This window comes from Polynucleobacter sinensis, assembly GCF_001595985.1.
GTDB classification, from domain to species: Bacteria; Pseudomonadota; Gammaproteobacteria; order Burkholderiales; family Burkholderiaceae; genus Polynucleobacter; species Polynucleobacter sinensis.
Genome location: NZ_LOJJ01000003.1, coordinates 307,434 through 319,515, shown reverse-complemented (window position 1 = coordinate 319,515; position 12,082 = coordinate 307,434). Strand labels below are relative to the sequence as shown.

The 12,082-nt window shown below is 44.9% G+C and carries 12 protein-coding genes and 3 tRNA genes; 4 read left to right on the top strand and 11 right to left on the bottom strand.

The features are described 5' to 3' along the window. Nucleotides 1-15 precede the first annotated feature (15 nt). Nucleotides 16-555: an ion channel gene (locus tag AOB49_RS05345; RefSeq protein ID WP_082784067.1), complete on the top strand. Its 540-nt coding sequence runs from the start codon at nucleotides 16-18 to the stop codon at nucleotides 553-555. Between the two features lie 7 nt (nucleotides 556-562). Here AOB49_RS05345 and AOB49_RS05340 read toward each other — a convergent pair whose 3' ends face one another. From AOB49_RS05340 to hyi, 3 genes are all read right to left on the bottom strand, one after another. After that, entirely contained in the window at nucleotides 563-1,552 is a 990-nt protein-coding gene (locus AOB49_RS05340) for a DUF3108 domain-containing protein (RefSeq protein WP_062308744.1), read from the bottom strand. A gap of 26 nt (nucleotides 1,553-1,578) precedes the next feature. Next, nucleotides 1,579-2,178 carry a YqiA/YcfP family alpha/beta fold hydrolase gene (locus AOB49_RS05335; RefSeq protein ID WP_062308742.1) on the bottom strand — a complete coding sequence of 200 codons (600 nt, stop codon included), beginning with the start codon at nucleotides 2,176-2,178 and terminating at the stop codon, nucleotides 1,579-1,581. A gap of 91 nt (nucleotides 2,179-2,269) precedes the next feature. After that, nucleotides 2,270-3,040: a hydroxypyruvate isomerase gene (hyi, locus tag AOB49_RS05330; RefSeq protein WP_062308741.1), complete on the bottom strand. Its 771-nt coding sequence runs from the start codon at nucleotides 3,038-3,040 to the stop codon at nucleotides 2,270-2,272. Nucleotides 3,041-3,188: 148 nt separating this feature from the next. Here hyi and AOB49_RS05325 point away from each other — a divergent pair, with 148 nt between their 5' ends. Both AOB49_RS05325 and AOB49_RS05320 read left to right on the top strand, forming a co-directional pair. Beyond that, nucleotides 3,189-3,788 (top strand): hypothetical protein, encoded by a 600-nt coding sequence (locus AOB49_RS05325; RefSeq protein WP_062308739.1) that lies wholly within the window; start codon nucleotides 3,189-3,191, stop codon nucleotides 3,786-3,788. 147 nt (nucleotides 3,789-3,935) lie between these two features. Next, nucleotides 3,936-4,661 (top strand): M48 family metallopeptidase, encoded by a 726-nt coding sequence (locus AOB49_RS05320; RefSeq protein WP_156471339.1) that lies wholly within the window; start codon nucleotides 3,936-3,938, stop codon nucleotides 4,659-4,661. Between the two features lie 55 nt (nucleotides 4,662-4,716). On the opposite strand, the gene AOB49_RS05315 is transcribed toward AOB49_RS05320, so the two are convergent. The 4 genes from AOB49_RS05315 to gltX all read right to left on the bottom strand — a co-directional run bounded on the left by AOB49_RS05315 (nucleotide 4,717) and on the right by gltX (nucleotide 6,523). After that, a tRNA-Asp gene (locus tag AOB49_RS05315) sits at nucleotides 4,717-4,793 on the bottom strand. A 59-nt stretch (nucleotides 4,794-4,852) separates the two neighbouring features. After that, nucleotides 4,853-4,928: transfer RNA gene (locus AOB49_RS05310), tRNA-Glu, on the bottom strand. 34 nt (nucleotides 4,929-4,962) lie between these two features. Next, nucleotides 4,963-5,038 (bottom strand) — tRNA-Ala (locus AOB49_RS05305). 81 nt (nucleotides 5,039-5,119) lie between these two features. Beyond that, nucleotides 5,120-6,523 (bottom strand): glutamate--tRNA ligase, encoded by a 1,404-nt coding sequence (gene gltX, locus AOB49_RS05300; protein WP_062308737.1) that lies wholly within the window; start codon nucleotides 6,521-6,523, stop codon nucleotides 5,120-5,122. A 69-nt stretch (nucleotides 6,524-6,592) separates the two neighbouring features. Between gltX and hslO the strand changes: the two genes are divergently transcribed. Then, complete coding sequence (gene hslO, locus AOB49_RS05295) at nucleotides 6,593-7,558, top strand: Hsp33 family molecular chaperone HslO (RefSeq protein WP_062308734.1); 966 nt, start codon at nucleotides 6,593-6,595, stop codon at nucleotides 7,556-7,558. On the opposite strand, the gene ftsB is transcribed toward hslO, so the two are convergent. The 4 genes from ftsB to AOB49_RS05275 are packed head-to-tail and all read right to left on the bottom strand — an operon-like array spanning nucleotide 7,559 to nucleotide 11,782. Beyond that, entirely contained in the window at nucleotides 7,559-7,891 is a 333-nt protein-coding gene (gene ftsB / locus AOB49_RS05290; protein WP_062308732.1) for a cell division protein FtsB, read from the bottom strand. It lies immediately after the preceding gene. 22 nt (nucleotides 7,892-7,913) lie between these two features. Next, a complete protein-coding gene (gene eno / locus AOB49_RS05285) occupies nucleotides 7,914-9,200 on the bottom strand; it encodes a phosphopyruvate hydratase (protein ID WP_062308731.1) in 1,287 nt (428 codons plus the stop codon). 47 nt (nucleotides 9,201-9,247) lie between these two features. Continuing rightward, nucleotides 9,248-10,111 (bottom strand): 3-deoxy-8-phosphooctulonate synthase, encoded by an 864-nt coding sequence (gene kdsA / locus AOB49_RS05280; RefSeq protein WP_062308729.1) that lies wholly within the window; start codon nucleotides 10,109-10,111, stop codon nucleotides 9,248-9,250. Between the two features lie 9 nt (nucleotides 10,112-10,120). Next, the gene (locus tag AOB49_RS05275) at nucleotides 10,121-11,782 is read right to left on the bottom strand and encodes a CTP synthase (protein ID WP_062308727.1); all 1,662 of its coding nucleotides are present in this window, start codon (nucleotides 11,780-11,782) and stop codon (nucleotides 10,121-10,123) included. Between the last annotated feature and the right edge of the window lie 300 nt (nucleotides 11,783-12,082).

Genomic DNA, 12,082 nt, shown 5'->3' with positions numbered 1-12,082 from the left:
ACGAGATCTATTGCAATGACATTTGCTGACTTCCTGGCTCGGTTACCCGGTATAAACGCTCTACCCAGCTTTGACACCTTATTCGCTGAAATCAATACGGATATGGGTAATAGTGAGATCTGGTTTGTTTTGCTGCTAGCCTGCTTAATGCTGACATTCCATGGATTAGCGGTCCTGATGATTGCAGGAACATTCCATTGGATAGATGGCAAGCTTGAAAATAAGCGGATATATGGCGCTAATTTCTTATCTTATTTTCTGGCAATATTGCTCATTATTGCGAGCCATTTAATTGAAATTGTGGCTTGGGCCTATATTTGCGTAGCTTTACAGGTATTCCCAACCAACCCTCAAACATTCTATTTCGCAGGCGAAATGTACACAACCGTAGGTTACGGTGATTACACCTTGTCACAGCGCTGGAGAATCTTGCCAATTATTATCTCGTTCTCAGGCATCTTTGCAGTATCGATGTCAGGTGCGGCCCTGTATTCGATGATGGGGGCTTTATTGTCTAGGCCAAATCAAAACGGCAAATCTGGTGCTGGATTATAGAAAATCTTTAATTCACTAGTTTTGACTTATCAATCGGCGCTTTTTGTTTAAAAACTAACTCCAAAATTCTTCCGTTAGCCTCTAGAGAGCGCATTCTTCCGGGTAGCCAATCAAGGTCTCTCGCCAGCCAGATGTCTACCTGACGCTTGTATTGATCATTTTCACGCTGCATAAGTGCATACCGTCTGTTAATGGATTTACCAAGACTGGGAATATCATCGGATTCGGCTTCACCAAAACTCTTAAATTGCCACATCTCTAGGGTGTTGTAGTCAACCACAGGAAGCGCTCGAATTGTGCCAGCCTCATCAATCTTGTCATTACCATTAAGTAGTGAGGCTAGTTGAAACATGAGACTAAACCGATCCTGAGTGCCAGGCTTTAAATCGGGCGTAAATTCAGGTTTTTCAGAGAAAAACATCTTCCCTGCTCCGTTGCCGTCACGATCAAAGCGAGAGTAACGTGGGGGCTTAGTGCCTCGCTGAGTCCAATAAATTGATGGGGCAATTCCATAGGCGTCAACTGAGCCCCTTGACTCAAATACAAAGGGCCCAACAACAGCATATGGGATGTTGATATACAGTCGGTAATTATTGCCCTCTGTAATCCAATCTAGCTGAGCGGTTTGGTATAGCTGTCCATCCACATATGCGTCAAAGTAATAGGTCCCAGACTCTGGAAGTCTGAATGCTTGCCCGGGTTGATCGCCAAAGGCGCCCTCCTTTCCCTTGCCATTTTCACCCGCACTGGGAAGGGGATCCGCAGCAATTGCGTTCAATTGCTTGGGTTGAGATTTCTTCTTTGGAACCGAAGTTAGCTGAATTTTTTTGGGTGGCTCTTCGCGAATCTCTGTCTTGATGATGAGATCTTCAGAGATGGGTGGAGTATTTCCAAAAGAAATAAATGGAATTCCAAAAAATAAAATAATGTGGCCTGCAATCGACAGGAAAATTGCCACAATTAAAATCCATAAAGATTTATTACGGATCACAGCCATCCACCCATTGTTGAAAAAAATACAGCTTAAGCAAGTGATTCGCTCTGAATAAAGTCAATGACTGCAGGTAGATGATCTTGGTAGTTGCTAATGCCATGATCGCTCCCTTCTAAAACAAGTTGTTTTGATCCTGAATAGAATCTCACCATCTCTGTCCAGTCGAGTAATTCATCACCTTTTGCTGCGACTAAAAAATAGCGCTTGGGATCGGAGAGTTTATGCACTTGCAGGGCCTTTAACTCGTCAATATATTCAGCCTTGAAATCAAAAGGTTCATCGCTATCATACGCAGTCATCATGCCAACATGAGGCTCAAGCTCTCTTGAGGCATAAACGGCAGGATTAAGGGCAATACCTTTGCATTGATATTTCTCAGCCAAGTAGTTGGTATAAAAACCACCTAAAGAAGAGCCAATAATAATGATGCGATCCGCATCTGATTGTTCGATGCGATTAATTACCATCTCCATGCTTGCTTTGGGCGAAGCTAGTAGCTGAGGACAATACCAATCGTATGAATGAGCGGGATTTGATAGAGCCCTAATCGCTTCGCCAGTCATTACCGCTTTAGTGGAGTTGGGTGACGATCTAAAGCCATGCAAATACACGAGGAGAGTTTTGGTCATGGAACTTGTTTACCTATTCATTGATTGTTTAAAAAATGATCGCCTTTAAATGTGATGCTGATCATAGTTTCTGTAACATTTGGGCAGACAATCAGAAATTCAACCACCCTAACCCCTCTTCTGTCGCTTTTAGGGGCTTGTATTCGCAGCCGATATAACCGTCATAACCCAGGCGGTCAAGATACTTAAAGAGATAGTTAAAATTAATTTCACCCGTTCCAGGCTCATTTCTGCCGGGATTATCTGCCAGTTGAATATGGGCAATCCGGTCTAGATACTTTTGAATCGTGCAAGCAAGCTCTCCCTCCATTCGCTGAGCATGATAGATGTCATATTGCAAGAAGGCGTTGTCTGCCTCGATCGCATCTAACAAATCAATCGCCTGTGCGGTTTTGGAAAGATAGAAACCAGGGATATCAAAAGTGTTAATCGGCTCAAGTAGAATTTTTATGTCGACTTTTTTAAGTTCCGCTGCGGCAAATTGAATATTGGTGATAAAAGTATCACGCACCAGTTTGGAATCAAACCCCTCGGGTACCTTTCCAGCAAGGCAATTCAGTTGATTTACGCCCAATGCGGTTGCATATTCAATAGCTTTGCTCACGCCTGCACGAAATTCCGAGACACGATCTGGATGGCAGGCTATCCCCCGCTCTCCCGAGTCCCAATCTCCGGGTGGAAAATTGTGTAAAACAAGCTTTAAGTTGTTGTCATTCAGGGCCATTTTGATGTCATCAACCTTAAAGGCATAAGGAAACAAGAATTCAACGGCATCAAAGCCAGCGGACTTAGCTAGCGCAAAGCGTTCTATGAACGGCTGCTCAGTAAATAGCATGGTGAGATTGGCCGCGAAGCGAGGCATTTCTGTCCTTTTGACTTAAAAACTAATGAAAGCTGATGTTACCAAAGTTACTATGATTTTCCCTAGGTCGGTTAACTGTCAATAATGCTTAATTAAGCGTGAAAATACGCTAATATCACTATAGATATATCTATTAATAAGGAAAGTTATGAAAACCAAATTCGCCCAAGTCTCCCTAGTTGCCGCCGCTCTTTTGATTGGCTCAGGCGCCACTATCGCTCAAAGCACTGCACCAGCAAACGCTGTTGTAGTTGACGCCGCAGTGACTGACAATATTTTTCAGTTGTATGAAGGCACTGTGAGCAAAATTGACAAGAAGACACGCACTATTTTCTTTAAAAATAGTGAAGGTGAATCCAAGTTTGTTGCTGGACCAGAAATTAAAAACTTTGATCAAATCAAAAAAGGTGATCGCTTAAGTGTTACTTATGAGCTCGCAGTAGCAATTGAGTTAATTAAGACAAAGAGCGATGGAATACGTAGCAAGGTAGAAACATCTTCTGAGACTGCTTCAAAAGCAGGCGAAAAACCTTCTAGAACAATTTCAAATACCACCACAATCATTGCTGACATTGTTGCTGTAGATCGCGCTAAAAAACTGGTTTCTGTAAAAGGACCTAGCGGTAAAGTAACCGTTGTTACTGTTAAGAATCCACAGTTATTAGCCGATGTTAATGTTGGTGAGCAAGTAAAGGTGGTCTATTTTGATGCAATGGCAGCATCAATTACACCACCCAAAAAGAAATAATTCTGTAGCAATCAGCCGTAGGGGCAAGTGTTAAGTTTTAGTCAATTGAATATCAGACTTTTTGTAACTCTTGCCCTCTTCACCCTTCTCGCGGCTTGTGCAAACACTACCCGGCCAGGGGTTGTAGGGGTCAATCGATCCCAATTCATGATGGTTTCTTCTGCTGAAGTTGAGCGCCTCTCATCAATCAGCTATAACGAGCAGAATCAAAAAGCAAAAGAAAAAAATGTGCTGGTCACATCTGGCCCAACTTTAGATCGTTTGAGAGTTATTGCAAACCGACTGATTCCACAAACTAAAGAATTTCGCGATGACACCCGGCAATGGGCTTGGCGATTAACACTTATTGACGCTCCGATATTAAATGCAACATGTGCACCCGGTGGAAAAATTACTTTTTATACTGGCATTATCGAAAAGCTTAATTTGAGTGATGATGAGATTGCAGCGATTATGGGTCACGAAATTGCACACGCTTTAAGAGAGCATGGTCGTGAACGTGTTTCACAGGCAATGGCACAAAAACTAGCCGTGAACGTTGCGATGGCAGCTGCTGGTGGATATGGTTCAGCGGTGAGCGCGGCAAACCAGGTTGCTTACTACGTATTCGTATTACCCAACTCTAGAGAGAATGAGTCAGAGGCCGATGCAATTGGATTAGAGTTGGCCGCTAGGGCCGGATACAACCCCGCTGGGGCAATTACAGTTTGGCAGAAGATGATCAAAGCTAACCAGGGAAAGAGTGCGCCAGAATTCTTATCCACCCATCCCTCGGGTGAAACTCGAATAGAGCAATTAACGGCGCTTATGCCTGCGGTTGAGCCGCTATACAAGGTGGCGCCAAAAGCCCCTACTTCAAGCAAAAATATGTAATTGTGCTGATTTTGCAGAAAATGAAAAAGCCCCATTAAAGGGGCTTTTAAATATTTGGCGGAGCGGACGGGACTCGAACCCGCGACCCTCGGCGTGACAGGCCGATATTCTAACCAACTGAACTACCGCTCCAAATACAACGCTTGCTACTTGTGTCACTGACTTCTACAACTCACAACTAGCCAAAATTTTGGCGTCCCCAGGGGGATTCGAACCCCCGTACTCACCGTGAAAGGGTGATGTCCTAGGCCTCTAGACGATGGGGACCTGGACTACTACAACTACCTCTATTCTAAATGCTTGGTGGAGATAAGCGGGATCGAACCGCTGACCTCTTGCATGCCATGCAAGCGCTCTCCCAGCTGAGCTATACCCCCGTAATCTCGCAATAAAACTACAAGACATTCAAAACAATCCAAGATTTTATCCTATTTTTGTGCGAGTGCGCAAATTCTGTATTAGACAACCTTGGAAAGCCTATCCACAGCCTCATCTTTACCTAAAACAACCAGGACTGAGTCAATTGCAGGGGTTTGGGTGGTGGCAAATAATGCATACCTAACAGGCATAGCTAAAGCTGGCATTTTGATCTGATACTTGGCCAAAATCTCCTTAAAAGCTGCTCCATATGCTGCCTTGGTGTGCTCACAGTTTTTAATTGCCTCAATAAGGTCTTTGAGTGCGGGAATAATTTCATTTGGAATATTGGCGACGATTTGTTCACTGGTGTGAGTGGGTGCAGGTAAATAGAACAGCTTTGCCTCTTCAGCAATTTCAATCAATGTATTCGCGCGATCTTTTAATAGAGCTACAACATCAACAAAGCTGGGTCCATTCTCTGTATCAATACCCATCTCATGAGCAAATGGCTTGGTAGATTCTGCCAGTTTTTTAGGATCGGCATTTTGGATGTATTGATGATTGAGCCAGAGTAGTTTTTCTGGATTGTGCTGTGCGGGTGATCTACCCAGGCTTTCTAGATCAAACCAACTTACAAATTGTTCTTTAGTAAATACTTCAGCATCACCATGTGACCAGCCTAATCTAGCCAGGTAATTCAAAATCGCTTCTGGCAGGTACCCTGCTTTTTGATAGTCTCGAACGCTCATTGCGCCGTTGCGCTTGCTCATTTTCTCGCCTGAGTCGTTCAGCACTGTAGGTAAATGAGCATAGACTGGAGGCGTGCCACCAAGAGCCTTCATAATATTGATTTGGCGAGGCGTATTGTTTACATGATCGTCGCCACGAATGACATGCGTGATCTTCATATCTAAATCATCAACCACTACGCAAAAGTTATAAGTCGGCGTGCCATCGGGGCGAGCGATGACCAGATCATCGAGTTCGTCATTGCTAATTTCAATTTGTCCCTTGACGGCATCTTGCCAAATTACAGAGCCACCAATTGGGTTTTTAAATCGAATTACGGGTAAAACACCCTCAGGTATCTGCGGCAGAGTTTTGCCTGGCTCAGGGCGCCACAGGCCGTTATAGCGAGGCTTTTCCTTATTCGCCATTTGCTGATCGCGCAAGTGATTTAGTTCATCTTCGCTCATGTAGCATGGGTAAGCGAGGCCGGCATCTAGCATTTGCTTTACCACCTCACGATAACGATCTATGCGTTGCATTTGGTAGATGGGGCCCTCATCCAAATCCAGGCCCAACCAAGCCATCCCCTCGATGATGACATCAACGGCTTCTTGGGTTGAGCGCTCTAGATCCGTGTCTTCAATACGGAGAATGAAGTCTCCTTTATTGTGTCGAGCAAATGCCCATGGATAGAGAGCGCTGCGAAGATTTCCCAAATGAATAAAGCCCGTGGGACTCGGGGCGAAACGTGTACGTATATGCATAAATACCATTATCTCAGGTTAGCCATAGAATTCGCTAAATTGTGACCTCGCTGGACAAAAAAGTGGATACTTTCACCTATGAATGAATTACTTGTGTTTATGTGTGATGGGGCCCCGGTTCGCGGGGAAATTGTTTCTATTGGTAGCGCTTGGCAGGCTATTCTGGAGAGGCGCAATGACCCCCCTGTGGTCAGGCGCATCTTGGGTGATTTTGTGGGCGCAGCTACCCTTTTAAGCGCAAGCCTGAAATTTGATGGCACTCTGATCATTCAGGCGCAAAGTAAGGGTCCTATTCAACTCCTCGTGGTTGAGTGCAAATCAGACCTCACTATGCGAGCTACTGTAAAGCTATCCGTTGAGGCCAATACTATCGATCCAGATGCTACCTTAGGCGATTTACTTGATGCTGAAAATACTGGTCGCCTAGTTATTACATTGGATCCGGCAGACCGCCAACCAGGGCAGCCACCATACCAAGGAATAGTGGCACTCCAGGAACATCGTGGTTCGGTGATCAAACCGGTGACCAGCGCTGCAGAAGCAATTGCCCTTTATATGCAAAATTCTGAACAGCTTGATACTCGAATATGGCTAGCTTCTAACGATACCCATGTCGGCGGCCTTCTGTTGCAACGTTTACCGAACTCTGGTGGCCACACTCACCTAGATCCACAGATTGCTGCTGAAGGTTGGAGTCGCATCCAAACGCTTGGTGAAACCATTACAAATGAAGAATTGTTAACACTTCCACCGCAAACTATCTTGCGAAGACTTTTCTTAGAGGAGTCTGCTGAAAATGGCGTACGCAGCTTCCCCTCTCGCCCAATTCGATTTTCTTGCCGCTGCTCAAGGGTAAAAGTTGCAGATGTTCTCCGCATGCTGGGGGAGCAAGAGGTTGAAAGTATTCTTGCAGAACAAGGCCTTGTGGAAACTGGATGTGATTTTTGTGGAAAGCTTTATCGATTTGATGCCGTCGATTGTCGTCAGGTTTTTAAAACAGACTTGCTTGCAGATGCAACAAGACCCCCTTCTAAGGGACATTAATTATTGAGCGTTCTTGATGGTGGATGGTTTTTCACCATCAGCCGTATTCATGGCAGATTTTTCTGATGGCAAAATCTGCACAAAGAATTCACCCTCTTTAATCATGCCATGCTCTACGCGGGCACGCTCTTCAATAGCTCTAGTGCCTTCTTTTAAGTCCTTTACATCGCCGGTGAGCTTGGCATTGCGTAAGCTGAGCAAGCTATTTTTAGCCTGCTGCAGCTCTAATTGCTTTTCCATCTCATAAACCTTAAGCCATCCACCCTTGCCCAGCCAAAGTGGGTACTGAATTGCAATAAGCAATAACAGCATTGAATAGATGACGATCCTCATGAGTTAGAAAATCTAGCCTATTTCAGCGCTTCAGATTATAAAAAACTGACTTACCTGGATAGCTTGCAACATCGCCTAGATCTTCCTCAATTCGTAGTAGTTGGTTGTATTTCGCAATACGGTCAGAGCGTGACAATGAACCTGTTTTGATCTGCCCTGCGTTTGTGCCTACGGCAATATCGGCAATAGTGCTATCTTCAGTTTCGCCAGAGCGATGAGAAATCACAGCAGTGTAATTGGCGCGTTTAGCCATCTCGATCGCGGCAAATGTTTCAGTTAATGTGCCGATCTGATTAATCTTAATGAGGATGGAATTAGCAATCCCCTTTTCAATACCCTCTTTGAGAATGCGAGTATTGGTCACAAACAAGTCATCACCAACTAATTGGATTTTCTTGCCCAGTTTTTGGGTAATATCTGCCCAGCCATCCCAGTCGCTCTCATGCATACCATCTTCAATTGATACGATCGGGAATTGGTCTGCCAGGTTGCCAAGGTAGTCAGAGAACTCGCTAGAGCTGAGTTGCAATCCTTCGCCGGATAAACTGTACTTGCCGTCTTTATAGAACTCGCTAGCAGCGCAGTCTAGCGCCAGTAACACATCTTCACCAGCTTGATAGCCAGCACCCTCGATAGCCTTCATGATGGTTTGTAAACACTCCTGATTACTCTTGAAGTTAGGTGCAAACCCACCCTCATCACCAACCGTTGTAGGCATACCTTGTGCGCCAATAATTTTCTTGAGCTCATGGAAGATTTCAGCGCCGCAACGTAAAGCTTCGCGGAAACTTTGCGCTCCCACCGGCATAATCATGAATTCTTGAATATCAAGACTATTATTTGCGTGCGCACCACCATTGACGATATTCATCATGGGTACTGGTAATTGCATGCCGCCTGAGCCCCCAAAATAGCGGTATAGAGGCAAGCCTGCTTCTTCAGCTGCAGCTCTAGCCACAGCCATTGAAACGGCTAAAGTAGCATTGGCGCCTAAACGCGCTTTGTTATGCGTGCCATCTAACTCAATTAAGGTGTGATCAAGAAAAGCTTGCTCGCTAGCATCTAAACCAAGAATAGATTCAGCAATTTCAATATTGATATTTTGAACTGCCTTAAGAACTCCCTTACCAAGATAGCGCGCCTTATCTCCATCTCGCAACTCAATTGCTTCGCGTGATCCCGTGGATGCACCAGAAGGAACAGCTGCACGCCCCATCACTCCCGACTCCAGCAAAACATCGCATTCCACAGTTGGGTTGCCGCGTGAATCTAAAACTTCTCTGCCGATAATGTCAACAATGGCGCTCATGCACCTTCTCCTAAGTAAAAAATAAATTGCTTACGACAAAACAATAGTTACTTAAAACTATCTTCTAAAAATGAACCAGATTTTTTTACTACTGAATCAATGGCAACCAATGACTCTAGTAATTCCTTCATACGATGAAGTGGCACTGCGTTAGGACCATCAGATAATGCCTTGGCAGGATCTGGGTGAGTTTCCATGAATAAGCCGCTAATACCTACAGCAACAGCGGCACGTGCAAGTACTGGAACAAACTCGCGTTGACCTCCGCTGGAATTGCCTTGACCACCTGGCAGTTGGACGGAGTGAGTGGCATCAAAAACTACAGGGGCATTTGCTTCACGCATAATTGCCAAGCTACGCATATCTGACACGAGGTTGTTGTAACCAAATGATGCACCACGCTCGCAGACCATAAATTGATCTGGCAAGTTCTTTTCTGCGGCAGCTACACGAGCCTTCTCAACAACATTAAGCATTTCATGGGGTGATAAAAATTGTCCCTTTTTGAAATTTACAGGCTTGCCACTCTGGGCACAGGCTCGAATAAAGTCAGTCTGTCTGCATAAAAAAGCGGGCGTTTGCAAAACATCAACTACTTTTGAGACAGGCTCAATTTCACTAATATCATGTATGTCAGTTAATACTGGAACACCAATTTCACGCTTAACTCTTGCCAAAATTTCAAGCCCCTTTTCCATCCCAAGTCCGCGGAAGGAGTTGCCAGAAGATCGATTGGCCTTATCGAAGGAAGATTTGTAAATAAACGGGATTCCTAGCGATGCAGTAATTTGCTTAAGTTCACCAGCAATATCTAGGGCAGATTGTTCGGACTCAATAACACATGGGCCGGCTATCAAAAAGAAGCGATGCTTCAAACCAACATCAAACCCGCATAACTTGAATGAGCTCATCAATCTTCCTTAGGCAGCTTGCGAAGCGCTAGCTTCTTGATGGATGAGAGATGCATTGATGAATGCGGAGAATAATGGGTGACCATCGCGCGGTGTAGAGGTAAATTCCGGATGGAACTGAACACCAAAGAACCAAGGGTGCATCGATTTAGGTAGCTCCATCATCTCTGGTAGAGATTCGTTTGGAGTTCTAGCGGAAATGATCAAACCAGACTTCTCTAAACGCGGAACGTAAGCATTATTCACCTCGTAGCGATGGCGGTGACGTTCATTCACTTCAGCACCATAGATTTCATGGGCCAAGGTGCCATCCTTCACTGGGCAACGCTGAGAGCCCAAGCGCATAGTGCCCCCAAGATCAGACTCATTAGAGCGCTTTTCAACTCGCCCTTCACGATCGACCCATTCGGTAATAAGAGCGACAACAGGATTGTTAGTTTCGGGATCAAATTCAGTGCTATTTGCGTCAGTAATTTGAGCAACATGACGAGCGAATTCAATGACCGCCAGCTGCATACCAAGGCAAATTCCTAGATACGGGACATGATTCTCGCGTGCATAGCGAATTGCGGCAATTTTTCCTTCAGTGCCGCGCTTACCAAAGCCGCCGGGTACCAAAATAGCATCGAGGTCTTTCAGGCAGTCAATCCCATCTTTCTCAATCACCTCGGAGTCAATGTAATTAATATTGACGCGTGTGTGGTTATGAATGCCGGCGTGACGCAGAGCCTCAATCAGAGACTTATAAGACTCTGTCAGCTCAACATACTTGCCAACCATACCAATAGTGACTTCATGCTGTGGGTTGGCTAGTTCATAAACCAAATTGGCCCAGACTGATAGGTCTGCAGGTTTGGCCTCTATTTCAAGTTCACGACAAATTAAATCATCCATCCCTTGCGCATGAAGCATCTCAGGAATCTTGTAGATTGTGTCAACATCCCAAACGGATATAACAGCTTCATCCCGTACGTTCGAGAAAAGTGAAATCTTAGAGCGTTCATCCTCAGGGATTGGGCGGTCCGCACGGCATAGCAACACAGTTGGCATGATGCCAATCTCACGCAATTTCTGCACCGAGTGTTGGGTGGGCTTGGTTTTTAATTCACCTGCGCTACTGATATATGGAACAAGGGTCAAGTGCACAAACGCACAGCTATGCTTTGGCAACCGAATGCTCATCTGACGTGCAGCCTCAAGGAATGGCAGTGATTCAATATCACCTACTGTTCCACCGATTTCACAAATTGCAATATCAGCATTGCCATCGTGGCTGGCTTTCGCCCCAAGTTCTACAAAAGCCTGAATCTCATTAGTAATATGTGGGATGACTTGGACAGTTTTTCCCAGGTATTCACCGCGACGCTCTTTACTAATAACGGATTCATAAATCTGGCCAGTAGTGAAGTTATTGCTCTTGCGCATTTTGGCTGAAACAAAGCGCTCATAATGCCCAAGATCAAGATCGGTCTCGGCCCCGTCCTCGGTTACGAATACTTCACCGTGCTGAAGAGGGCTCATTGTCCCGGGGTCAACGTTGATATAGGGGTCTAATTTTAGGAGGGTGACTTTCAGGCCGCGGGATTCGAGAATCGCGGCAAGCGAGGCAGCTGCAATTCCTTTCCCTAAAGAAGAAACCACACCACCAGTGACAAAAACGTATTTGGTCATCGCTTAAGCTCTGTTGGAAAAAGTAATTATAACGATAGCCAGGTTTGAGTGAAAAATTTCCCACTCTCCTAAGAGGCGCTTCAATCCATTGCCTAACCGCAGCTAGTTAACCCTAAAAATGCGCTGATTTTCCGACTTTTTTTACCAACCGACGATGGCAATGGAATTGCTAATTCATGTTTCCAATGTGACTCTTGCCGACTTTAGCTGGCTGGATTTATCGGGCTGAGCGGAAATTGAGGGAAAAATCCCTATTTTTTGATATTTTTTATGAAAAAATTGCAAATTAAGTCTTATATA

Bases quoted from the DNA above. Each gene is read 5' to 3' on its own strand.
- AOB49_RS05335 (WP_062308742.1), bottom strand. From the start codon at position 2,178: ATGACCAAAACTCTCCTCGTGTATTTGCATGGCTTTAGATCGTCACCC.
- AOB49_RS05340 (WP_062308744.1), bottom strand. From the start codon at position 1,552: ATGGCTGTGATCCGTAATAAATCTTTATGGATTTTAATTGTGGCAATT.
- kdsA (WP_062308729.1), bottom strand. From the start codon at position 10,111: ATGAGCTCATTCAAGTTATGCGGGTTTGATGTTGGTTTGAAGCATCGC.
- hslO (WP_062308734.1), top strand. From the start codon at position 6,593: ATGAATGAATTACTTGTGTTTATGTGTGATGGGGCCCCGGTTCGCGGG.
- AOB49_RS05345 (WP_082784067.1), top strand. From the start codon at position 16: ATGACATTTGCTGACTTCCTGGCTCGGTTACCCGGTATAAACGCTCTA.
- AOB49_RS05275 (WP_062308727.1), bottom strand. From the start codon at position 11,782: ATGACCAAATACGTTTTTGTCACTGGTGGTGTGGTTTCTTCTTTAGGG.
- gltX (WP_062308737.1), bottom strand. From the start codon at position 6,523: ATGGTATTTATGCATATACGTACACGTTTCGCCCCGAGTCCCACGGGC.
- AOB49_RS05325 (WP_062308739.1), top strand. From the start codon at position 3,189: ATGAAAACCAAATTCGCCCAAGTCTCCCTAGTTGCCGCCGCTCTTTTG.
- ftsB (WP_062308732.1), bottom strand. From the start codon at position 7,891: ATGAGGATCGTCATCTATTCAATGCTGTTATTGCTTATTGCAATTCAG.
- eno (WP_062308731.1), bottom strand. From the start codon at position 9,200: ATGAGCGCCATTGTTGACATTATCGGCAGAGAAGTTTTAGATTCACGC.
- AOB49_RS05320 (WP_156471339.1), top strand. From the start codon at position 3,936: ATGATGGTTTCTTCTGCTGAAGTTGAGCGCCTCTCATCAATCAGCTAT.
- hyi (WP_062308741.1), bottom strand. From the start codon at position 3,040: ATGCCTCGCTTCGCGGCCAATCTCACCATGCTATTTACTGAGCAGCCG.